Annotated in this window: 22 protein-coding genes and 3 pseudogenes; 14 read left to right on the plus strand and 11 right to left on the minus strand. The window is 50.7% G+C overall.

Features of this window, described 5'->3' with window-relative positions; translation table 11 throughout:
• Window positions 1-127 precede the first annotated feature (127 nt).
• Genes IPZ49_RS21880 through IPZ49_RS21890 form a run of 3 tightly spaced genes read left to right on the plus strand, consistent with a single transcriptional unit; the run spans window position 128 to window position 1720 of the window.
• Complete coding sequence (locus tag IPZ49_RS21880) at window positions 128-1231, plus strand: hypothetical protein (protein WP_045295106.1); 1104 nt, start codon at window positions 128-130, stop codon at window positions 1229-1231.
• Window positions 1222-1566 carry a hypothetical protein gene (locus IPZ49_RS21885; protein WP_045337317.1) on the plus strand — a complete coding sequence of 115 codons (345 nt, stop codon included), beginning with the start codon at window positions 1222-1224 and terminating at the stop codon, window positions 1564-1566. The genes IPZ49_RS21880 and IPZ49_RS21885 overlap by 10 nt, the downstream gene beginning before the upstream one ends.
• Entirely contained in the window at window positions 1553-1720 is a 168-nt protein-coding gene (locus IPZ49_RS21890; RefSeq protein ID WP_158409080.1) for a hypothetical protein, read from the plus strand. Before IPZ49_RS21885 ends, IPZ49_RS21890 begins: the two co-directional genes overlap by 14 nt.
• Window positions 1721-2181: 461 nt before the next feature.
• Here the strand turns inward: IPZ49_RS21890 and IPZ49_RS21895 are convergent, their stop codons facing one another.
• The 8 genes from IPZ49_RS21895 to IPZ49_RS21930 all read right to left on the minus strand — a co-directional run bounded on the left by IPZ49_RS21895 (window position 2182) and on the right by IPZ49_RS21930 (window position 8726).
• Window positions 2182-3435: a VWA domain-containing protein gene (locus IPZ49_RS21895; protein WP_045337318.1), complete on the minus strand. Its 1254-nt coding sequence runs from the start codon at window positions 3433-3435 to the stop codon at window positions 2182-2184.
• A gap of 16 nt (window positions 3436-3451) precedes the next feature.
• Complete coding sequence (locus IPZ49_RS21900) at window positions 3452-4102, minus strand: hypothetical protein (RefSeq protein ID WP_045295110.1); 651 nt, start codon at window positions 4100-4102, stop codon at window positions 3452-3454.
• A gap of 59 nt (window positions 4103-4161) precedes the next feature.
• Window positions 4162-4737: a TerD family protein gene (locus tag IPZ49_RS21905; RefSeq protein ID WP_045295113.1), complete on the minus strand. Its 576-nt coding sequence runs from the start codon at window positions 4735-4737 to the stop codon at window positions 4162-4164.
• A 69-nt stretch (window positions 4738-4806) separates the two neighbouring features.
• Window positions 4807-5385, minus strand: a complete 579-nt coding sequence (gene terD / locus IPZ49_RS21910) for a tellurium resistance membrane protein TerD (RefSeq protein ID WP_045295115.1) — start codon at window positions 5383-5385, stop codon at window positions 4807-4809.
• Between the two features lie 48 nt (window positions 5386-5433).
• On the minus strand, window positions 5434-6474 hold the full coding sequence (locus IPZ49_RS21915) for a TerC/Alx family metal homeostasis membrane protein (RefSeq protein WP_045295116.1): 1041 nt from the start codon (window positions 6472-6474) through the stop codon (window positions 5434-5436).
• Between the two features lie 23 nt (window positions 6475-6497).
• The gene (locus IPZ49_RS21920; protein WP_045295118.1) at window positions 6498-6953 is read right to left on the minus strand and encodes a tellurite resistance TerB family protein; all 456 of its coding nucleotides are present in this window, start codon (window positions 6951-6953) and stop codon (window positions 6498-6500) included.
• Between the two features lie 22 nt (window positions 6954-6975).
• Window positions 6976-8145, minus strand: a complete 1170-nt coding sequence (locus IPZ49_RS21925) for a TerD family protein (RefSeq protein ID WP_045295120.1) — start codon at window positions 8143-8145, stop codon at window positions 6976-6978.
• Complete coding sequence (locus tag IPZ49_RS21930; protein ID WP_045295122.1) at window positions 8145-8726, minus strand: TerD family protein; 582 nt, start codon at window positions 8724-8726, stop codon at window positions 8145-8147. Before IPZ49_RS21930 ends, IPZ49_RS21925 begins: the two co-directional genes overlap by 1 nt.
• Before the next feature lie 326 nt (window positions 8727-9052).
• Here IPZ49_RS21930 and IPZ49_RS21935 point away from each other — a divergent pair, with 326 nt between their 5' ends.
• The 8 genes from IPZ49_RS21935 (at window position 9053) to IPZ49_RS21970 (ending at window position 16789) form a co-directional block, all read left to right on the plus strand.
• Window positions 9053-10111 (plus strand): ATP-grasp domain-containing protein, encoded by a 1059-nt coding sequence (locus tag IPZ49_RS21935; protein WP_045337319.1) that lies wholly within the window; start codon window positions 9053-9055, stop codon window positions 10109-10111.
• An 8-nt stretch (window positions 10112-10119) separates the two neighbouring features.
• The gene (locus IPZ49_RS21940) at window positions 10120-11262 is read left to right on the plus strand and encodes a phosphoribosyltransferase domain-containing protein (RefSeq protein ID WP_045337321.1); all 1143 of its coding nucleotides are present in this window, start codon (window positions 10120-10122) and stop codon (window positions 11260-11262) included.
• Window positions 11255-12028, plus strand: coding sequence for a hypothetical protein (locus tag IPZ49_RS21945; RefSeq protein WP_045337322.1), 774 nt, complete (start codon window positions 11255-11257; stop codon window positions 12026-12028). The genes IPZ49_RS21940 and IPZ49_RS21945 overlap by 8 nt, the downstream gene beginning before the upstream one ends.
• 1 nt (window position 12029) lies before the next feature.
• The gene (locus tag IPZ49_RS21950; RefSeq protein ID WP_045295130.1) at window positions 12030-13109 is read left to right on the plus strand and encodes a cysteine protease StiP family protein; all 1080 of its coding nucleotides are present in this window, start codon (window positions 12030-12032) and stop codon (window positions 13107-13109) included.
• Window positions 13109-14065 carry an HpcH/HpaI aldolase/citrate lyase family protein gene (locus tag IPZ49_RS21955; RefSeq protein WP_045295132.1) on the plus strand — a complete coding sequence of 319 codons (957 nt, stop codon included), beginning with the start codon at window positions 13109-13111 and terminating at the stop codon, window positions 14063-14065. The genes IPZ49_RS21950 and IPZ49_RS21955 overlap by 1 nt, the downstream gene beginning before the upstream one ends.
• Before the next feature lie 10 nt (window positions 14066-14075).
• Window positions 14076-15299 carry a DUF4236 domain-containing protein gene (locus tag IPZ49_RS21960; protein ID WP_045295134.1) on the plus strand — a complete coding sequence of 408 codons (1224 nt, stop codon included), beginning with the start codon at window positions 14076-14078 and terminating at the stop codon, window positions 15297-15299.
• Between the two features lie 2 nt (window positions 15300-15301).
• Entirely contained in the window at window positions 15302-15790 is a 489-nt protein-coding gene (locus IPZ49_RS21965; protein ID WP_045295136.1) for a tellurium resistance protein TerW, read from the plus strand.
• 594 nt (window positions 15791-16384) lie between these two features.
• Complete coding sequence (locus tag IPZ49_RS21970; RefSeq protein ID WP_045337323.1) at window positions 16385-16789, plus strand: H-NS family nucleoid-associated regulatory protein; 405 nt, start codon at window positions 16385-16387, stop codon at window positions 16787-16789.
• Between the two features lie 459 nt (window positions 16790-17248).
• On the opposite strand, the pseudogene IPZ49_RS21975 reads toward IPZ49_RS21970, so the two are convergent.
• Both IPZ49_RS21975 and IPZ49_RS21980 read right to left on the minus strand, forming a co-directional pair.
• Window positions 17249-17624: pseudogene (locus tag IPZ49_RS21975) on the minus strand (GNAT family N-acetyltransferase); the annotation flags it as partial.
• 103 nt (window positions 17625-17727) lie between these two features.
• Window positions 17728-18178, minus strand: a pseudogene (locus tag IPZ49_RS21980) (efflux RND transporter permease subunit); the annotation flags it as partial.
• 173 nt (window positions 18179-18351) lie between these two features.
• Between IPZ49_RS21980 and IPZ49_RS21985 the strand changes: the two are divergent.
• Both IPZ49_RS21985 and IPZ49_RS21990 read left to right on the plus strand, forming a co-directional pair.
• Window positions 18352-19341 carry a tyrosine-type recombinase/integrase gene (locus tag IPZ49_RS21985; RefSeq protein ID WP_016236492.1) on the plus strand — a complete coding sequence of 330 codons (990 nt, stop codon included), beginning with the start codon at window positions 18352-18354 and terminating at the stop codon, window positions 19339-19341.
• Window positions 19342-19471: 130 nt separating this feature from the next.
• A protein-coding gene (locus tag IPZ49_RS21990; protein WP_088581786.1) for an IS3 family transposase occupies window positions 19472-20619 on the plus strand; the annotation gives its coding sequence in 2 pieces (ribosomal slippage) (window positions 19472-19709 and window positions 19709-20619; 1149 coding nt in all).
• A 17-nt stretch (window positions 20620-20636) separates the two neighbouring features.
• Here the strand turns inward: IPZ49_RS21990 and IPZ49_RS21995 are convergent.
• Window positions 20637-21806: pseudogene (locus tag IPZ49_RS21995) on the minus strand (IS3-like element ISKpn38 family transposase); the annotation flags it as partial.
• A 61-nt stretch (window positions 21807-21867) separates the two neighbouring features.
• Here IPZ49_RS21995 and istA point away from each other — a divergent pair.
• Complete coding sequence (istA, locus tag IPZ49_RS22000; protein ID WP_016236494.1) at window positions 21868-22992, plus strand: IS21 family transposase; 1125 nt, start codon at window positions 21868-21870, stop codon at window positions 22990-22992.
• Window positions 22993-23184 lie beyond the last annotated feature (192 nt).

The following is a 23184-nucleotide window of genomic DNA, read 5'->3' on the forward strand; positions in this document are numbered from 1 at the left end:
GAACTTGTTCGCACCTTCCTCAATAAGCCATTATTAATCAGTCTGCCACATGGCATCCACTATTCCGTCATGCTGACGGACAGCCAGCCTAGAACATAGCTCCGCTTAGTAAACTCATGAGGACGAAATGGCGAAAATATGGCACAAAATTAAATCGGTTTTCATAGCAGAACCGGAAGATGCTTACTGGGATCAAAGAGCGACCAACCTTGACTATCTGGTGAAGAGGCACACAGGTGAAATTATAGTTGATCCTACCACCGCGCACTTGTCCCTGGATGAACGGGCCAAAATGGCAGTCGGTACGGTGGATTTCGAGACGATGCTTGCAGACCTGGAGATATCAACAGATTATCGTTCACTCAATCCCAATGATATTGTTGTGGCAGTCTGCATTGGGATCATGGGAGTTGGAGCTGCGCAACTGACAAATCACTATGCAGATGCACTTGAAGAGAAATTCGTAAAGCTGCATGAGAATTTTAAGCCTAAGGATAAAGGCCCCAGTCCCTTAGACTACCGGGCAGGTGGTAACCATCGTTCAATCTTTGGGCACGACTTTAATCTCAATCAGAAACTGCCTGACGGTTATACGTATGGCGGGCAAGATGTCGGAGGGCAATCGGTCTATTCCCTGGTACTCAAGTATCTCGAAAGTAACTTTCCCGGTAGCAGTGGCCTCGGCCTGCATTTGAAGGCAATACTGCATATTCTGACCCACTATCTTTCCGATTTACCCACAACGAAAGGTCTTCCTCTGCCCTTTTCTTCTTTTTTTACAGAGTGGAAAGAGGACCCCACCAAAGCTACAGGGTATGCAGCCTCGAATCCTTTAATGGAAGCTCTGGGAGATGAGTACGGAACTATTAACGCAGCTGATGCATCCACCTACGCTGTTATGAAGATGCTCTTACTATCTTATGGCGCTTTTGCCCACAGGGGACTGGATACTCCTGAAGATGAAAAAGAGCTGCATAAGACGCAACTTGCGGTGATCGCTTATGGCACTGCGCTTGTTATACAGATGCTTCTGCTGGTAACAGGAACTCTTGGACGAACCGGAAAGCTGAACTACCTTATTGCCGGTCCGTTCCTCTGGAACAGCGCCCGTTCGGTGTTGATAGTCCATAAACAGCATCGTCAGGTCATGACTCATTATGAAAAATCTATTGCCGTACTTAATGACAGCGAATCAAATTTTGACGATTGGATAAAAACTGTATGCGCTTAGTAAACCATGCCACTAATACAAAAAACTTTTATCATTTTGAAGACTCCGATGATTGTTGCGAGCCTGCTGTAGTAACAGCAGCAGCTGAGCGTTTGCGGCAAAGCAAAGATCTTAATGCTGCAGATGTCGCCCAACTGGAAACGATTGTCTCGCTTGAACTGCTGAGGTATGAGTACGCTTCTGGCGAAATGCCGGTGGATGATTTAAAGTCGCAGATACAAAAATTGCGTAATAATTTAATCGATGTCCATGGCCGGGAACCTTTCGATAATGGCAATATAGACAAAGGCTTCTACATATTTCTGAACGAGGAGTATGGTCTTGTCACAAAGTAAAAACATCCTGGCCGCTGTTGGGTTATTAGTGACGGCTTTTTCATCAGCTTTTGCAGGAAAAAAAGCTTCGGACCATCTTGAAAAGCGACGTAAAAAGTCGCTTGAAAAGGAAGAAGATGGGATCGATAAAAAACTCAAAAAGGACGGAAAATGATTATTTTATTTGTTGTTATTGCAATAATTGCTTTTGTTATTATATTTGGCGCCAATGAGGTGCCCAGACGAAGAAGGCATCAGGCGATGCAGGAGGCAAAAAAGAAAAGGTTTCGTGATAGTGACCAGAGATGAATGATATAGTATTACGATCAAGGATATGTTGCATATTGATGATGCTAATACAATTAGCTTAAAAAGCTGTAGCTAAGTGTTTAGCCAGAGTTAACTTTCTAGCTTCAACGGTCCTTGGTACAAAAATGTCATCATACGAGGCATTGTAAAGAATTCCGGAAGATACGACATCCATACCTTCCGGACAATAAATAAACAGCGTATTTGTTCGCTTTACAGCATTTTAACATGCCATTAACGCCGGAAATATTAAATTAAACTTAAGTTAAATTGCCTGGGTTAATCTTAATATGCCTGGAATTACACCAGGCTACGTGGCCTTCAAAATTACAGAATATTCTTTAACTTAGCCTCATCAATCCACGTTCGGAATTCTTCAAGAAGATTATCGTAAAGTGCTTCATCGCTAACGGTTGCGAAATTATCCATGGCAAAGAAGTGCGTGTTATCGATCTTACGATCTGTAAAATCATCAAGGTTTTTCAGGATGCCATAATTCGAACCTCCGAGGCCGACAAATTTCCAGAAGATTGGATAATTTGCGGATCGACGAATAGCATCTTTTATCGCTTTTGTTTTACTGATGCCGCCGTCCGTGATGAATACGATATAGACAGGTAGCTTACTGTCCCGGTAGTAATCAACAATCTCCTCCATCACTGGTGGCTCGTTGTTCGTACCACCCAAGCCAGGCAGTAATTCCCACCTTGAGCGTTTGCCACTCCCCTGAATGGTTTCGACATAATTATCGAGATTACTCAGCGTGACATTCAGATATTTTCGGTGCTTTTCAGCAAAGCCCCAAAGATCCATTTCACCGTCATCATCAAACTGAACGGCAAGAACAGCGATGCGATCCAGTACAGACTGCACATGCCCTCTTGAAAACTCTCCGGTCATTGAGCCAGAGGCATCGAGCACAAACGCTACGCTCGCCTGCAGCGTATTAAGCTTGTGCTTGGTCAAGCTGACGGTCGCTTTTTTTGCAAGGCTGACCAGGCGTGGCGCTTGTTTCTCCAGCTTTTTCTCAAGACTTATCGTCGGAGCTGTTGAAGGTTGAGGAGCCGGTGTCGGAGCTGGAGATGACACGTCAACACCGTAGCTGATGGCCAGCGGCTCAAGCCCGCCATTGAAACCTTGGCCAAGCGCCCGGAGCTTCCAGTTGCCGTTATGACGATAGACCTCCGCCACGATGATGGCTTTCTCGCTGCGCCCTGCCGTCTCGGGATCGAATGATGCGATGCCGGGTGCCTGCAGGCTCAGCTGCTGCAGGCCGGTAATGGTATCGCTGCCATCGATGACGAGAGTTAAGGCAATTTTCTGAACAGCCGGTAATACACGGTTAAGTTCAATATGCACGCTTGATTGCTGTGTCCCAGGAGTCAGTTTAACGGCGCCATCCGGTGAACTCAGATTATTAAAAAAGATGAAATCGTTATCACCACTCACCTTTCCCTGTGCGTTGAGCATGAAAACGCAGGTATCGGGTTCGCCGCGAAAAGCCGGTCGCACCGGATATCGCAGGTTGAGCGTGATAGAGGATGAAGTTAGAGGGATATTCTGACCTGACTGTAATTGCATGGCTTCTGCTCCTTGTTTAATAACCGTAGTCTCTGCCACCCTTTACGCGGGTTCTGGCCTGCAGCGCCGAAAGACATTCGTCACGCTTTTGTTTATTGGAAAAGTTGATACGGCGGGACCCAAAATCACCGTGAATGTAGAAATTGACGCCTTTCTCTCGGGTGATATTCGATATTTTGCGTATCTCTATGCTGTCCTGCTCGCCCATTCTGCTCAGGAACCTGAGGCGAAGCCAGTCACCCAGTCCCATATTGCCTATGTCGGCTGGGAGGATAATTGTTCTGTCGTTGTCATTGAAGACGATGCCGAAGTACTCAATGGCGATGCGCTCAGCCATTTTTTTCATTGGCCATATCATGACAATCGGATAGAGAATGAATAAAACTCTCGCAATGTAATGTGCGGTTCCTGGCGATACAAATTTAGCCGGAAGTGCACTCAGTTGCAGAACCAGTACGGCTGAAACCACAATTACAGCAATGGAGGCACCCAACGTTTTAAACAGAACGCCAATATCGTAAACACGCTGGATGTTTGGTATTGCTGAGTATTTTCTTTTTAATTTTCGGTAGAAGAACATCCCGAATATCAGAAAGGGCAGGAACACAAAAAACGCTACAACAAAAAGTAGTATTACAGCCGAACCATCATCTTTTTTCTTTGCCATGTGCAGACACCTATAAAAAAACCCCAGTGACAGCACCGGGGTTGAGTATGTAATTATTATTAGATATTAACACCGTGCTGGGATGCCAGCGCCGGTAATCCACCTGCAAAACCCTGGCCTACGGCTTTAAATTTCCATTCGGCGCCATGGCGGTACAGTTCGCCAAAGATCATAGCGGTTTCGGTGGACGCATCTTCAGACAGATCGAAGCGTGCGATTTCAGCAGCATTATCGTTGTTGTAAACGCGCATGAAACTGTTGCTCACCATACCGAAGTTTTGCTTACGGACTTCGGCGTCATAGATGGTGACAGCGAATACCAGTTTTTTAACGTCAGCTGACACTTTGGTCAGATCAATTTTGACCGACTCATCATCGCCATCCCCTTCACCAGTACGGTTGTCACCCTGGTGTTCCACGGCGCCGTCAGGACTGGTTTTGTTGTTGAAGAAAATGAAGTGCTGATCAGAAAGCACTTTACCGTCATCACCTACCGCGAACACAGACGCATCCAGGTCAAATGGCTGACCGTCGGTGACACGCGCATCCCAGCCCAGACCAACCATCGCAACATTCATGGTTGGTGCTTCTTTAGTAAGGGATACGTTACCGCCTTTAACGAGAGAAACTGCCATTGTTAAGCTCCTGCTATTAATTAGGGTTTGGGCTGAATGAACAGCCCGGGGACAGAAAAGCGACTTTTATCAGGACGCGTTAATGCCGTACTGAGCACACACGGAAGCCAGGCCACCAGCATAACCCTGGCCGACCGCACGGAACTTCCATTCGGTATTGTGACGATACAGTTCGCCAAACAGCATGGCGGTTTCTGTGGAGGCGTCTTCAGTCAGATCATAACGAGCGACTTCAGTCTGGTTATCGTCGTTCACCAGGCGGATAAACGCACCGGATACCTGACCAAAGCTCTGTCGGCGGGCCTGTGCATCATGGATCGTCACCACAAACACAATCTTATCCACGTCTGCCGGGATAGTATCCAGTTTGATTTTCAGGGATTCATCATCACCATCGCCTTCACCGGTACGGTTATCACCGGTATGGGTAACGGACCCGTCAGCTGACTTCAGGTTGTTATAGAAAATGAAATCTGCGTCATTACGAACTTTGCCACTGGCGCTCAGCAGAAACGCAGAAGCATCCAGGTCGAAGTCCTGCCCGTCAGTGGAACGAGCATCCCAGCCCAGACCAACCAGAACATTTTTCATGGTTGGAGCTGCTTTGCTCAGGGATACGTTACCGCCTTTAGAAAGAGAAACACTCATAGTTCAGCCTCATGCATTAGTAATAGAATTAGTGAAATTCTCAGGAGATTAGCTCTCCTTTCCCTCTGTTTCTGGTTTGCCCGGGAACATGACGCTTGCAATGATCCCGACGGCCAGGACACCCAGCACGACGTACAGGCTGGTGGTGGCCGCAATATTATACCCGTGGTGCCAGATATGGTCTGTTGCGTTCAGCCCCAGTTTGGCAGCGATGAAGAACAGCAGTACGATAACGGCTTTCTCCAGATGCACCAGATACTGCTTCAGGGCTTCGAGTACGAAATACAGGGTACGAAGGCCCAGGATAGCAAACATCATGGCACTGTAGACAATCAGTGGCTCACGGCTGACGGCTATGATGGCCGGGACCGAGTCAAACGCAAACATGACATCGGAGAGCTCCACTACTGCCACACAGAGCATCAGCGGCGTGGCGTAGCGCCATGCTTTCTTACCGCGACCGATGGTCACATCTTTGTTTTCAGGTTTTGCCAGCTCGGCATCCACTTCTTTCTGAGAGAGAAGGAAAGCGTGACCCTGAAGTTTTGGCCAGATCGGGAAGAAGCGTTTAACCATCCGGTATGCAAGATGCTGCGAATAGTCTTCCACTTCCTCTTCATCACCGCCACTTCTGAGCATCATGACAGCCGTCCAGGCCACGATGAGGGCGAATACCACTTCAACATACGGCCCCAGGCTCAGCAGGCCAGCACCGATGGCCACAAAAATGCCCCTGAAGACGATGGCGCCAATAATGCCCCAGTAGAGCACACGGTGACGGAAACGATCCGGTACCGAGAACCAGGAGAAAATGGCCATCATCACGAACAGGTTGTCGACAGAAAGCACCTTCTCCAGTGCATAACCAGTGACAAACAGGCTTGCGACTTCAGCACCGTGGTGAACGTACAGGAACCCGGCAAATGCCATCGCGACAATGACCCAGAACACGGACCACAGCGCGGCACTTTTCAGCGAAATTGGCTTGTCATGACGGTGCATGAACAGGTCAATGAAAATGGCACCGAGTGACAGCGCAATAAACACTGTGACTGTCTCAACCGGAAAACCAATATGTGTCGAAACCATAATTTACCTTTAAAGGATGTATCTCAGAGGCCGAATTCAGCCGGGTCAAAGCCGAGCGCGACAGCGATTTCACGTGCGGCTGCTTTCTCATCCGGGTCAAAGTTACCGTCGCTTTTGCCAACAGCAATACCAACGCGTAATGCCAGTTGTGCGGCTTCAGGCTGATCTTTCAGCGCCAGGATGTACTTCATGGTTTCACCTTTACCAATCTCAACATCGAAATCGAAACTTGAAACCAGTTTGTTGAAGAACTCGATAACCTCATTGGTATCGAAAATTTTCAGTTCTTCGGAAGCACGCAGAAAACCCATCATTTTCTGTTTTTCTTCCGAGCTTACGCCGTCACTGGCGGCAGCAATACGGGCGCAGACAGCGACTGTACCCTGCATGAACTTCTTATTTTTGAAACGGCCAACCTGACGGGTCAGTTCGTCGCGCCCGGAATTAAGCGCACCTTTAACTTTGTCGAAAAAACTCATGGTTAAATCCTTTGATGTGACGTTATTTAGAACCGGCGCTCCAGCGAAAGCCCCAGTTAAAGGCTTTGTCCATTTCAGACTGGCCTTTGAAATACTGGTTGATTCGCTCCACCTTGATGGCGCCATTTTCGTTGACAAGGCGGGCAATCGCACACAAGGTGCGACGGTTATCGCCTTCTGTCAGCCGGGTTTCAATAGGCGGCTGATCCGGAACATGGATGGTGACGATCCCATCTGTTTTATCCCAGCTGGCCGCACCTTCGTAAATGAAGGCATAGATCAGGACCTCACGAACGTGCTTCCATTCGCGGCCGTTGATGTGCAGCCATTCACCTGAAGCATTGTCGCCAGTACGATCATCGCCCTGCAGCTGAACATAAGGTTCGTCATGATAATCACCGAAGGCATTACCCAGCGCCTGTATTACCGATTTGTAACCGTCTTCCAGCTCTACAAAGGCACCCAGATCCAGATCAATCCCTTTGGAACCAAACATGCCCCTCAGTCCTGAGCTGCCGCTTGCGCGATTCCAGTTAAGATTGATACGGATCTCGCCAAAGTTATCGCGTTTGGCCAGGCTGATTGCTGGTTTCTCCTTGGTCAGGGAAACCTTGCTCAGGCTTACTTTATTAGCTGCCGGAGCTGGTGCTGGTGGCGTAACGGCAGGCGGCGCAGTTGTAGTGTCCGGAGCCGGTGAGTCTGCGATATCAACACCAAAGTGTTCCGCCAGCGGCTTTAGTCCGCCATTGAAACCCTGAGCAACGAAGCGGAATTTCCACTCGTTATTACGACGATAGAATTCACCCAGAATGAGCGCAGCTTCCTGACGGCCCGTTAAATCCACGACGCCGCTAACCAGACGGGTTGCACCCTGCTCTACGTCAATAGACAGATTGCGAAGACCAGCAACGGTCTGCCCACCGTCACAGGTAACGGTAAAGGCAATTTTCTGGACATCGGTCCTCAGCCGGTTAAGAGCGACAGTAAATGTTGAATACTGTCCCTCACTCACCAGGCTGACAGTGCCATCATCGTTGCGCAGCTGGCCGTAGAAGACCATATCCGCATCCCCCTGCACTTTTCCGTCTGCATAAAGACGAAACGCAGAGGCGTCAACCGGACCACCTGAGGTGATTCGAACCCGGAGCTCCTGTGATGGTACGGGGGCATTGCCCCCCGGCGTCAGGTTCATTAGCGGACTACCGTTGAAACGATATCGGAGTGCATATCGGTAATGGTACGACCGCGGCATGGGTGGCCATGGGCCGTGAAGTCCCAGTTGCCATTATTACGACGCAGGGACGCAATAACGATGCCGGTATGGGCGCCCTGCTCGGTCAGCTGATAACGGGCGAGTTCTTTGTTGGTCTGATCAACTACACGGCAGAATGCATTATCGACATCGTTGAACGACTGACCACGGAAGCTGTTCACGGTAAAGGCCAGGTACTCGACATTTGCAGGCAGTTTGCTCAGATTGACATTGATCACTTCATCATCACCATCGCCTTCACCTGTCAGGTTGTCGCCGCTGTGAACAACAGCCGTACATTTGGATTTCAGTTGTTGGAACCAGACGGTGTCGATTTTGTTTCCGGCGCTGTCCATGAGGACACATCCGGCATCTAGATCGATGGAACCACTGCCACCAAACAACCCACCCAGCAGCCCTTTTTTCTTAATTGGATCCCAGCCAAGACCAAACTGAAGCTGGCTGAGTGCAGAAGATTGTTTAGTGAGTGAAACCGTCTGATTCTTGCTTAATGAAACCATATTTATTTCCTTAAATGGTGATGAGAAAGTTAACCCAGAGATAACGCTTATCCACTAACGTAAAAAATCATATCATGATGAAGTTCTGAGGCAAGAACAAATTTTTAGGGTTTTTTGATCCAGGGCTGTATTTTCGCTACATTGTTGCGCACTTAAATCTTTCAGGTTGCTGAAATATAAGTGTATAAACCCCCTGCATGATCACAGTCATAGCGTTGAAAATGCCCGCATTTAACAATCATATTATGATTGACATCAACTTAAGACATTCTTAGACTCTCATAACCGCCTTAACAGCTTGAACTTATCAGGTAATAACTTAAAAAATGAAAAACAAAATTTGGCTTATGGAAGGACTTTCATCACAGCGTGATATTATTCAGGGAATGAAGTCTTTCGCTAAATTTAATAACTTCAATCTTGTTGTTTATGCCTCTCATCGTCACGAACGTAATGAATTGCTTGCCGTTGCTGACTATGCGCTAATCGAACCCTCTGACCCGGAAAGCCGCCTTGCTTTCATTCTCGACACTATCGGGAAACACGGGATTAATGCTGTTCATACGGGACGAAATAGTCAGTGGTTCGAACAGCATCGTGCTGCAATCGAAGCGTCGGGCGCTACGCTCACCACTGGCGCGACGGCTTCTGACTGGCTGACGCTTGCCGACGATAAAGTTACTTTCGCTGACTTTATGCAGCAATGTGGACTGCCGGTCGTCCCTTCTGTACGCATCAACTCGATTTCGGCGCTGCAGGACCATCTTGCTAATCCTCCTTTTGCGGATACTCCGCTATGTGTCAAACCCGTCACGGGTATTTATGGCATGGGATTCTGGCGTTTCGATGACGAGGCCTCCTCCATGGCGGTATTCAACAACCCGGAAAACCGGATCGTGAAACCCGGCCAGTATATTGCAGCGCTGAGCGCCGCTAAGACGTTTACCCCCCTTGTTTTGATGCCGTATCTGCCTGGACCCGAATATTCTGTCGATATTCTGGCGCACAAGGGTGAAGTCCTCGCAGCTGTGGGACGTCGCAAAGAAGGTGCGCTTCAGTATCTGGTGAACTGCGGCGAAGCATACGAGCTGGCCTGTAACTGTGCCCGGGCTATGAACGCGGACGGCCTCACCAATGTGCAGACGCGTAATGACCACAACGGCAAGCCAGTGCTGCTTGAGACGAATATGCGTCCGTCAGGTGGGATTGGATACACGTTGCGCAGCGGCGTAAATCTGCCGGGGCTGTTTGCCTTCCACCAGCTGGGCCTGATGTCGAAAAATGAAGTGATGGATAACGCGATGGTTTCCTTCAAGCCTGCAACGGTGCGATCCATTACCGATGTCATCGTCTATCCAGCCGACCTCACCAACCGTATTAATTAAGGCTCACTATGTCACTGTTGAACGAAGACACTGTTTATCGACGTGCATTGTCATGCGGCACGATTCAGGTCACACGCGCCCGGGGCGAGATGTCCCTTAACGATCTTTTTGATATTGCTGAGCGCCATAACCCGAAACGTGCTTTTCTCTTTGTCAGCAAAGTGCTGGGCAGACATATTCCGGTTCCTCCTTCGACAATGCGTCAGGCATACCAGCGTCTGGCCCGCCAGTTTCCGGAGTCCGTTCCCGGACCGGTGCTGTTTATCGGGATGGCCGAGACTGCGGTAGGTCTCGGGGCTGGCGTGTTTGATGAACTTCGCCACCATTACGCGGATTCCGTTTACCTGACCTCAACGCGCCATCCTCAGGACGGTGAACTGCTGTGTGAATTTAAGGAAGAGCACAGCCATGCGACAGATCATCTGATCTACCTGCCCGCTGAGGCGGAAATGCGCCGCAGAGTGACCGAAGCGCGAACCCTGGTTCTGATTGATGATGAAGCCACAACCGGTAACACCTTCATCAATCTCCTTGCGGCACTGCGCAATACTGGCCGGTTGCCACAGCTGGAGCAGGTTGTGGCTGTCACACTCACCGACTGGAGTGGTGATGCGCTGGAAACGCGTTGTCCTTTGCCGGTGCGCACGCTGTCATTGGTCAGCGGTGCATGGCAGTGGGAACCCATCCCGGACGCGCCCGTCCCGGTAATGCCAGCGGTGAATGTGACTTCCCGGGGTAACTTCCCCATCACCGGCAAACAGTCCTGGGGCCGACTGGGGATGACGGCGCCCGCTAATGACCTGGGCCGTAATATCACCATCTCACCGGGAGAACGCGTGCTGGTGCTGGGCACAGGTGAATTTGTGTGGGAACCGTTCCTGCTTGCTGAGCGTCTGGCCGAGGCCGGTGCGGATGCGTTTTACAGTTCCACTACCCGATCACCGATAGCCACAGGCTTCGCCATTCAGTCGGCTATTGCCTTCACGGATAACTATGGTCTGGGCATTCCCAATTTTTTATACAACGTTGCGCACCAGCGGTTTGATCGCGTTCTGCTTTGCACCGAGACGCCAGCGGCCAGCGTGGACAGTCACCTGATGAAGACGCTGGCAGGAGTAGCCGCCAGTGTGGAGATTATTAGCTATGAATAAACCCGTTGTCCTGAGTGACCTTGATGACACCCTCTTCCAGACCCGACGCAAAATGGTGGATGAGCTCGCGCTGGAGCCCTTTAAAACCGGAGCGCTGGACAGAAGTTTAGCGCCACGCAGCTTCATGACTGAAGAGCAGTCCATGCTGGTGGACTGGTTACTGGAGCAGGCTGAACTTATTCCGGTGACGGCCCGCGGCACTGAAGAAATCATCCGCGTGCAGATCCCCTTCCACTCTTGGGCGATTACAACCCATGGTGCCGTTATCCTGAACCCACAGGGTCAGCCTGACGAGGACTGGAAAGCGCACATGTTGCAGGGCCTGGCGCAGTACGAAGAGAGGCTTATCTCCATGCAACGTGCGATCACAGAGATGATGGAAGCCAGGGGCATTAACGCCTGGGCGCGACTCAACTATGAATATGACGGCACACCCGTCTATCTGGTGATGAAGCACCGCGACAGCACACGGCTTGATGAGCTGTATGCCATTGCAGACGAGATTGAAGCGGTATTCCCGGTCGCGGACTTCTATATCCACCGTAACAGCAACAATGTTGCCTGGCTTCCTCATCCCGTGGAAAAAGGTCTGGCCGTTACCTGGTTGCTGAACAAATTACGTGCCGAGCGAGGTGTATTCCCGGTGATTGGGCTCGGTGACAGTCTTAGCGATCACCGCTTTATGAAGCTCTGCAGCTGGTACGGGATCCCGCGTCAAAGCCAGTTCGCTGAAGCCGTCTCAATGAAAATTTTTGGAGAACTGTAAGATGCAGCCACTCATTCCTTTTTCGGGCTCTTACGACGCCAGTGATGTCCAGTTCCTGCTCAAACCCATTGAAATGGAAATGACGCCGGTTGACCAAAAAGAGGCGCTGATCCAGTCCGGCAAAAAGCATTATTCAGACATGCTGAGCCAGGAGCCTGCCCCTACCTCTTGGCATCTGGATCTATTCTCACGCGCACTGGATCGTGGCGCGGCCCGACTGGCACACGAAGTAACACAACTTGCCCGCGAACTGGCCAACCGCTTTGGTGATGAACCCATTATTCTGGCAAGTCTCGTCCGGGCCGGTGTGCCTCTGGGCGTGATGCTGCATCAGACGCTGCGGGACATGGGGAAAACATCCTTCCACTACGGGATCAGCATCATTCGTGATCGCGGCATCGATACCGCTGCCCTGGATATCATTGAATCCCGTCATGGCACACATGGCATTGTGTTCGTTGATGGCTGGACCGGTAAAGGCGCGATCACGGGTCAACTGGTTCGCTCCCTGGAAGGACGCAGCGGTTATCCGGAACACCCCCGCCTTGTGGTGCTCGCTGACCCGTGTGGCTGCTCCTGGCTGGCGGCAAGCGATGATGACTGGCTGATCCCGTTCGGGATTATGGGGGCGCCGGTATCAGGCCTTATTTCACGCTCTGTATGGACTACTGAAGGGTTACACGGCTGCGTCGTGTGCGAACATCTGAATGAGTACGAATGCAGCCGCTTGCTGGTCGGGACGGTTGCCGATTATCGCGAAAAACTCGATCCCGCGGCTGTACCCGGGCTCGACTGGAATATGGCAGCGAATACCGGTCTGTGGCAGAAGAGTCGTGATGTGATCGCCCTCCTTGCTGACAGGTATGCGGTCGACAGCATCAACCGGATTAAACCGGGTATCGCTGAAGCAACCCGCGCCGTATTACGCCGGGTACCCGATCATGTGTTTGTACGCTCAGTCAGCGATCCGGATGTCGAGTTACTGGTAGGCCTGGCCCGCGATAAAGGGATCATCGTTACCGAAATGGGTGACGCACTTGGCCAGTACCGGGCCGTGACCATTATTAAAAAGGTGCTCTGATGAAAAATCGCCTCTCGCCCTGGAATCTTGGCGCCACGCTGTACATGCCCGCAACCCGTTACGATATTGAGGGAGCTATCCTGGACGGCAAGATCCCGGGACTTCGCTCGCTGGTCATTTGTCTGGAGGATGCGGTCAGTGAAACAGATATCCCCCGGGCGCTGGAAAATCTGAGACAGCTGCTGCAGCGCCTCAGCCAGGAAAAATTACGTGCCGGTAACCAGGACTGGCCGCTGGTGTTTATTCGCCCGCGACATACGGAAATGGGGCAATGGCTGGTTCAGAATGTCGACCTGAGCGCCGTTGACGGTTTTGTACTGCCAAAATTCACTCTGGCCTCGTTGCCGGAATGGTGGGCGGCAATGGCAGACACGCACCTTTGTCTTATGCCGACCCTTGAAACCGACGACGTGTTTGATGTCCTCCGGATGCGTGAACTTGCGGAAAAGCTACTTTCTCATCCATGCCTTGATCGGCTCATTGCCCTGCGTATCGGCGGAAATGACCTGATGAATGTGGTCTCGCTGAGACGGCCGCGGAATCTGACACTTTACGACGGGCCTATGGGCTACGTGATTAAAATGCTGGTGTCAGTATTCGGTCCGCGTGATTTTGCGCTGACGGCGCCAGTTTGTGAGCATATTGACGATCATGACATTATGGCGCGGGAGCTGGCGCTTGATATGGCGCATGGGCTGGTGGGTAAAACGGCCATCCACCCTGCTCAGATTGATGTTATCGAAAACGCACTGAAGGTATCAGCAGGCGAACATTCGGATGCGCTCCGGATCCTCAACTCCACTCAGGCTGTATTCAAATCGCAGGGCGCGATGTGCGAACCGGCAACGCATCGCCGCTGGGCAGCGAGCATACTGGAACGAGCCCGGATATATGGCATGATCCCGGAACAAAGCGCAGAGGGTATCAGACTGATGCCACTGTCACAGAAAAACTGAGGATGTCGTAATGGGATTTCGATTTCGTAAAACGATCAACATCATTCCCGGCGTACGGCTGAACTTAAGTAACGGCGCACCGAGTCTCAGCGTAGGACCGCGGGGGGCGTCTGTATCCATTGGTAGCCGGGGCACTTATGCCAACCTGGGTTTGCCGGGTACCGGCCTGAGTTATCGCACCAGACTGGATAGCTCAGCCCGCTCACGTACTGCCCGTAGCGCACAACCCGATCCTTCTATTCGGCTGGAGCTCGAAAAGGAAGTGGGCGCACTGATGTCTGTTGTGAGCAGTATTGCCAATATCCATGAGCTGACGCCGGATCCCCGCCAGGGTATCAGCTGGTCCGAACTGGAAACAGAATATCTGGCCAGTCGTCAGAAACCCTGGCTGGTACCGGCGCCGGTACGTCCGGCGAAACCTGAGTTGATGCCCTTACCAGAGCAACCGGATGAGAGCACTAGTGTAGGATTTTTTGGGAAATGGTTTGAATCCGATGCGGCCCGTGCAGAGCGTCTTGAGGAGCTCAGGAATCAATGGCAGCAGACGCTGGCTGATACGGAACGAGAAAATACGCTCCGCCAGCATCGCTATCAGCAGCAGCGCACCGCCTGGGCTGAACAGTATGCCAATTGGCAATTCGAGGCTAAGGAGCATGAAAGCAGGCTGATCGCATCGCAGGCTGAAGCCCGTGACCAGTTTCGCAGGGACAGTGCTTTCTTTGAGTCCCGACTGGGTGAGGTACTGGCGCAAACTGAGTGGCCACGGGAAACTCTGGTGACGTTCGAAGTCAAACCTGAACAGTCCACGGTCTGGCTCGATGTCGATCTGCCTGAGATAGAAGACATGCCTGATAAAACTTACGGTGTGAATGCCCGCGGTACAGAAATCACCGAAAAGGCCATGACGCAAAAAGCACAGCGAGAAAATTACGCACGCCATGTTCATGGGTGCCTGTTGCGCCTGGCCGGTATTGCCCTGCATACACTACCCTTTGACTACGTGGTGGTTTCAGGTTTTACCCAGCGCATCAGTAAACGGACCGGGTATCTTGAAGACGAATACATCCTGTCATGCAAATTTAGCAGAGCACAGATGGCGTCGATTAATTTTGCCGGGATAGAACATGTGGATCCGGTGGAAGCGCTTGGAGACTATCCGGTTATCAGAAAGATGAGCACGACATTTATCTTTCAGGCAATTGAACCACTTTTTTTTGACGCAGGCTTTAACTAACGATGCAACTCAATACGCGACAGGTCCGCATTTTCACTCTGGCTAATTTACTGGGCACCGGGAAACCGGTTCCTGCCGCCGATATCATCACCAGCCTGGAATGTTCAGAGCCAACCCTGACACGGGCCCTTAAAGCACTCAGGGAAGACTATTCAGCAGAAATAAAGTACAGCAAGGCCAGTCACTCTTACCAGATGATCACGCCGGGTAACCTTGATAAAAAAACGCTGCGACGGATGAGTGATGATCTGGCAAAGAATGCCGAACTGAAAAGCACAGAGTCAGGTGGCCGCGTCATTCTGGATAAAGATAAAAAAACAGCGGTCTCTTTATCGCTGCGTATGAAAATACTGCGGAAGATAGACAGGCTTGCGGATATGGAAGGTCTCTCAAGAAGCGAGGCCGTGGAAAAAATAACGGAACGTGTGATTGACGAGCTTTTAAAGGAAAGCCGTGAAAATGAGAAGATTCGGAAAAATGAATCCCCTTAACACAAAGTAACCGACAGAGAGCATAAAATATGCGCACCCGGTAAACCATTACTCCTGCAATGGTAAGTAAAACTTTAACCGGGAGCGTTTATTTATCTTCGACCAAAGTTGCCCTGACTCAGCATTATGCTTGCCATAGCCACTATCAGCGAATACCTTACATCAAAGCTGAACTCAGATTATCTTCATATAAGGGGTAACATTACCCCTGACCCACGCTTATCAAAACACTCTCAAGTAGTCAGGGTTGATGCATTTTAAATCAGGTATATGGTATGAGTTGCCATAAGGTTTTTGTAACTAATTTTGTATTTCTAACTTTTTAACATCATAAATATGCCGGGTAAATCCCTACCTGTGATTCATTTTAAGTATCGTTCCCATCTAACATGTATGAACCCCATGCGACTTTACAACCTGTATACCAAGGCACAATGTCTCAGAAGCTCTTCAAGCGCAGTTCATTCATTTTAAGAAACATAAGGAAGTGAATCCGTTCGACATTGTTCATTAATTCAGTTGGCTTTCTGTTGATTTTATTTTTTAATGTTTCATAATCAACTGAGATTATGATTACTACCCTCTGGAGCTAAAATGTCTGAAGAACTGAAAACACTTAATAACACCCGTTCACTGCGAGCTCAGGCGCGTGAGTTGCCTCTCGAAACTCTGGAAGACATTCTGGAGAAGTTTAATGTCATCGTTTCGGAACGTCGTGATGAAGAAGAAGCAAAACGTAACGAGATTTCGGAACGTACAGAGAAGCTGAATAAGTTGCGCCAGTTGATGCTGGATGATGGTATTGACCCGTCAGAGTTGCTTGAATTCTCCACCGGCCAGACAAAACCTAAAAAAGAGCGTGCAGCACGACCGGCCAAATACCAGTACACCGATGAAAACGGTGAAACTAAAACATGGACTGGCCAGGGCCGTACACCTAAAGTTTTTGCTGAACACATTGCCAACGGCGGCAATGTTGATGACTTCTTGATTAAATAATAAAAAAGGCAGGGAATTAATCTCCCTGCCTTTTTTCTTCCTTTCGTGCATATCAACTGCTCATACTCTGAACATTCGTATTTGTTTCCGGCGCCGCATTGTCTGTTTTCTTTCATTTACTTGATTGGTTCGGCGCGTCTTGGCATCCTCAAGTAACTAGCAGAGTCGGTCAGCTCCGTCGGATTGCCAAAATAAGTGTTACGAGCATCCGGCTAGCTTATGATGGTGAACGGCAGGCGTACGGGACCTCTTCATAAACAATTCAGAATTACCGCTACTTATTATTTTCAAAAACAGACAAAGACTAAGGTACGTTGAAATTTTGATTTAGTGGCGAGTCAGATCATTGATCTGTGTTCAATAAAATTGTGTTCAGTAACTGCATTACCATTAAAAACACTAAGAATATTGTTCATTTCAATTAGCAGGCATTTTTTCTGGGCCACTATTGCTCTGCAACCTCTGCGTGTAACGTTCACAAAATTTTTGAGAAGCCAGATTGTAAACTTCCACCCAGGCATACAAACGTCTGTTTAAATAAATAATCAAACAATGCAGCAAATGACTCGTTCGCATATCTCTGGCGTTCATAACGTTGAGTAAAGTGTCAGCCTACTGACCTGGTATTGCTGTCTGGCTTATTGCTATTGTCCGCAAAAAGATATCCGATTAACGTATCGGTTTTTAGACAAACGGCAAACTGTGCTGGGTCAGTGGCTCGTTTAGCCACGTCGACCTCCGCCTCGGCTAGTGAATGTAACTTTTCAACCTAAAAGCAAGGAGCACGTGGTGAAGAGAGGTAATCGAAAAGTGCTGCCGCATCCTCTCCCTTAAATTAACCTTTGTGTGATAATGATGTTCATAATATCCTTGATAATGTAATGCCAGCCAGTTCAGCAAGAAGCCTGCTTTAAACTGACCGGAACATAGCGCAGAGATTAGCCGTTCCGGCTATTCCCCGGTATGTCTTTTCGCATGCCAGTAAATCGGGTGATATTTACGAAAAATACCGGAACAAAGGAAATGGCCAGTAGCGTTCCGCTAATCATCCCGCCGAATACACTGGTACCGATCGCATGCTTTGTGCTGTCACTGGCCCCATGGTAAGCATCAGCGGAACAGTGTTTAATGTGAAAACCAGAGAAGTAATCCGTATTGACCACAAGCGCTGCTTCAATGCAATCAATGTCGCATCAATAAGGGTCTTTCCTTCTTTCATCAATTGTTTCGCGAATTCGATAACCAGAATCGCATTCTTAGCGGAAAGGCCAATCAGGGTTATCTGGCCCACTTTGAAAAAGACGTCATTCGTCATATTCGTTACGGCTAAAGCCAGCACAGCGCCGAGCAATCCAAAGGAACTATAAGCATTTCCGCTAAGGGAACGGACTAGGTTTCGTAAAGAGCAATACCACCAGTATCAAGGCGAGATAGCTGCTTTATCTACTTATTAAAATGTATCTTTGAAAAAGTAGACTCTCTGCGGTACGCTCTGACGGTATCATTTACCCCGATTTTTCACGCAGCGCGCCGGTCCCTTTCCGGCCCGGACGGAGCCCGACATGATCCTGATGCCCGACGACGAACCCGAGCTGCTCCCGCCCCCGGTGGTCATTCCGCCAGATGAGGATGTCCTGCCGGTGCTGTCAGGTGGTAATGCCCTGGTCAGTCCCGCACGGGCCTACCTGCTGTCCCTCAATTCACCCCGCAGCCGGCAGACCATGGCCTCGTTCCTTGGCATCGTCGCCGGCATGCTCGGCGCCACGTCCCTGGAGTCCTGCAGCTGGGGCAGCCTGCGGCGCCACCACGTGATGGCCGTGACCGAACTGCTGCGCGACACCGGCCGGGCCACGGCCACCGTCAACACCTATCTTTCGGCACTGAAGGGCGTGGCAAAAGAAGCCTGGATGCTTAAGCTAATGGACGTCGAGAGTTTCCAGCACATCCGGGCGGTACGTAACCTGAGGGGCAGCCGCCTGCCGCGCGGCCGGGCCCTGCCACCGGAGGAGATACGGGCGCTGTTTGGTGCCTGCGAGGCCGATGACTCCAGCATCGGGGTACGCGATGCGGCAATGCTGGCCGTCATTCTCGGCTGCGGGCTGCGCCGCTCGGAGGCCGTGGGGCTGGATTTGAGTGACGTTGTCACCCATGAGCGGGCGCTCCGGGTACTGGGTAAGGGAAACAAGGAGCGGCTGGCATACATGCCGGCTGGTACCTGGCAGCGGCTAACAATGTGGATTGAACAGGTTCGGGGGGAGAGAGAGGGGCCGCTGTTCACCCGTATCCGTCGTTTTGACACCCTGACGAATGACCGCCTGACCGACCAGGCGGTGTACCATGTCCTGCAGGTGCGCCAGCGCCAGGCCGGAATAGCCAAATGCGCGCCGCACGACTTGCGTCGAACCTTTGCCACCGCCATGCTGGATAACGGCGAGGATCTCATCACGGTGAAGGATGCGATGGGTCATGCCAGCGTCACCACCACCCAGCAGTACGATCGCCGCGGAGAAGCGCGCCTGCGCACGGCCCGTGACCGTCTGGATCTGATATGAACTTAACAAGATGGCAAGATGTTAAGTTAACAAGATACCAGGTTAATATGTTCGCAGGCTACGCGATTGAATCGCCACGGGTTTAACAGACACCTCAGAGTCATTTAAGATGGCTTAAAGAGAGGTGCCCATGAGCGGTAAGCGTTATCCCGAAGAGTTTAAAACTGAAGCAGTCAAACAGGTTGTTGATCGCGGTTATTCTGTTGCCAGCGTTGCAACACGTCTCGATATCACCACCCACAGCCTTTACGCCTGGATAAAGAAGTACGGTCCGGATTCTTCCGCTAATAAAGAACAGTCAGATGCTCAGGCCGAGATCCGCCGTCTCCAGAAAGAGCTGAAGCGGGTTACCGACGAACGGGACATATTAAAAAAAGCCGCGGCGTACTTCGCAAAGCTGTCCGACTGAGGTACGCCTTTATCCGTGACAACACCTGTTGCTGGCCTGTTCGCCTGCTCTGTCGGGTGCTGGATGTTCATCCCAGTGGTTTTTACGCCTGGCTTCAGCAGCCGCATTCACAACGCCATCAGGCAGACCTGAGACTGACAGGACAGATTAAACAGTTCTGGCTGGAATCGGGATGCGTCTATGGTTATCGCAAAATCCATCTGGATCTGCGGGACAGCGGGCAACAGTGCGGAGTGAACAGAGTCTGGCGACTGATGAAACGTGTCGGGATAAAGGCTCAGGTCGGATACCGGAGCCCGCGGGCACGTAAAGGCGAGGCCAGTATCGTGTCGCCCAACAGGCTCCAGCGACAGTTCAATCCGGATGCTCCGGATAAGCGTTGGGTAACGGACATAACCTACATCAGGACCCACGAAGGCTGGCTGTATCTTGCCGTGGTTGTTGATCTGTTCTCACGCAAAATTATCGGCTGGTCCATGCAATCCCGGATGACAAAGGACATTGTCCTGAACGCACTGCTGATGGCTGTATGGCGCCGTAATCCCCAAAAACAGGTGCTGGTTCATTCGGATCAGGGCAGTCAGTACACAAGCCATGAGTGGCAGTCGTTCCTGAAATCACACGGCCTGGAGGGCAGCATGAGCCGTCGCGGTAACTGCCATGATAATGCGGTTGCAGAAAGCTTTTTCCAGTTGTTGAAACGCGAACGGATAAAGAAAAAGAGCTACGGAACGCGGGAAGAAGCCCGCAGCGATATTTTTGATTACATCGAAATGTTTTATAACAGTAAGCGTCGGCATGGTTCCAGCGATCAGATGTCACCGACAGAATATGAAAACCAGTATTATCAACGGCTAGGAAGTGTCTAGATTATCCGTGGCGATTCAGTCGCGTCCGGGCGTGTTCCTATCGACCAGCTTACAACCTGGCCATCAAAGCAGTCGATAACCGGCGACAGATAGACTTTTCCAGCAGGAAGCTGGAACTCCGTAATATCGGTCAGCCACTTCTCATTTGGCCTGCAGGAACTAAAATCCCGGGCGAGTAAATTTTCCGGTGCCGGGCCGATTTCGCCACAGTAAGAGTTGTATCGTCGTCGCCTGGTGCGCTTAACAACGAGCTGCTCTTCTGCCATCAGTCTGCGGACAACCTTTTCAGAAATAACCCTGTTGTTACCGCGAAGCATCGCGTGAAGGCGCCGGTAGCCGTAACAGCGGTAATTCTCCTCAAAGATATCGGCCATGATCACGCGTATTTCCGCATACTTATCGCACAGACGTTTGCTGGCTTTGTGGTAAAAATAACAGCTGCGGGCAAGTTGCAGAACGCTTAGCAACTCAGCAACGGGGTACTTTTTCTTAAGGGCATCAACTATCAGGGTTTTCTCCCTGTTTTTCAGTGTCAGAAAGCTGATGCCCAGATCTTTTTTTATCAGTTCATTCGCCTTTATCAGTATGTCACGTTCGAGCTGCAGCTGATGAACCTGCTGCCTGAGTCGCTGGATTTCACCGAGTAAAGCATCCTGATTTTTATCTTGAGGGGCTGCCTTTCGTTTGCGCATGGATTGATAAGCCTCGTCACTGATAAGGTCTTTCTTCCATTTGTACAGGACCGGGACGCTGACGCCTATGCTTTGTGCAACTTTACGCGCGGTTCCACGTCGGTTACAGAGCTCCCGGACGGCCTGAGACCTCTCTTCCGGGCTGAAGCATTTGTTTGTGCCTGAGCGAATGACCAGGGGACGCGCATTTGGGTAAAACTCTTCAATCCAGCGCTTTAGAATTTCGTTACTGGGGTAGCCGATGGCTCGGCGAGTGTACGACAGGCAACCACCGTGAGTAAGATAATGCTCAACAGCAGCAATTTTCTGTGTCCGTGAATAGCGTTCTCTTGGCTTTAATTCCCTGGGTAAATCGCCCTTCTCTTCATAAATCCGAACCCAACGGCCCAGCTGTTTTGTGGAAGGATATCCCAGCTCCATGACGACAACGGAGGCTTTCTTTCCGTACCGGTAATAGAGTTCGACGGCCCGGATCCGGTCCTCGTATGAATGCATAAATTAACCCCTGAAGGTCCAGGAATTCGTCCGCACTCCCCATGCTCATGAGGACTTTTACATGATAAAGCAAATGCGCCAGCAGGGTGCGTATATTGTTGATATTGCCACTCAGGTTGGTTGCTCTGAGCGGACTGTCAGACGGTACCTGAAATACCCGGAACCTCCGGCCAGAAAAACACGCCACAAAATGGCCAAACTCAGGCCGTTCATGGACTATATCGACATGCGTCTGGCTGAGAATGTCTGGAACGGCGAGGTCATCCTCGCGGAAATCAAAGCGATGGGTTATACCGGCGGACGCTCCATGTTGCGTTACTACATCCAGCCAAAACGTAAGATGCGGCCATCGAAGAAAACGGTTCGCTTCGAAACTCAGCCCGGTTACCAGCTCCAGCATGACTGGGGAGAAGTTGAGGCTGAGGTTGCCGGGCAACGATGCAGGGTTAACTTCGCGGTTAACACGCTGGGGTTCTCACGTCGCTTCCATGTCTTCGCGGCACCAAAGCAGGATGCTGAACATACCTATGAGTCACTGGTCCGCGCCTTCCGCTACTTCGGCGGCAGCGTGAAAACCGTGCTGGTCGATAATCAGAAAGCCGCAGTGCTGAAAAATAACAACGGGAAGATGGTGTTCAACTCCGGGTTCCTGCTGCTGGCCGATCACTATGGCTTCCTGCCACGGGCATGCCGTCCACGAAGGGCCAGAACCAAAGGTAAGGTGGAGCGGATTGTGAAATACCTCAAGGAGAACTTCTTCGTCCGGTACCGCCGGTTCGACAGCTTCGCCCAGGTTAATCAGCTACTGGAGCAGTGGATGGCTGACGTTGCCGACAGGCGGGAACTTCGCCAGTTCAGGCAGACACCGGAACAGCGCTTCACGCAGGAACAGGAGCATCTGCAGCCGTTGCCGGATACGGACTTCGATACCAGCTACTTCGATATCCGTCATGTCTCCTGGGATGGCTATATCGAGGTTGGCGGAAACCGTTACAGCGTGCCGGAAAGCCTGTGTGGCCAGCCGGTATCAATACGGATCTCGCTGGATGATGAACTGCGGATCTACAGTAATGAGCAGCAGATGGCATCGCACCGTCTCTGTTCGGCTGCATCCGGCTGGCAGACCGTGCCGGAGCATCACGCCCCGCTCTGGCAGCAGGTCAGTCAGGTGGAACCCGAAATCTGATTTATTCAACAAAGCCGCACCAAATCATCACTCGAAGATATTCAGGCATGGTACATCCGCGGCAAGCCCCTAATTTGTACTGAGGGGCAAAGTGAAAAAAGTTACTTTTTGTTGAAACGACAGTTAGCAATAACCCCCGCTTGCGGGGGCCATACCCACCAGGAGCAAACGCAGAAAGCCCGAGATACTTCT

The sequence above is a fragment of the Enterobacter cloacae complex sp. S2 genome, assembly GCF_015159675.1.
Classification (GTDB): domain Bacteria; phylum Pseudomonadota; class Gammaproteobacteria; order Enterobacterales; family Enterobacteriaceae; genus Enterobacter; species Enterobacter intestinihominis.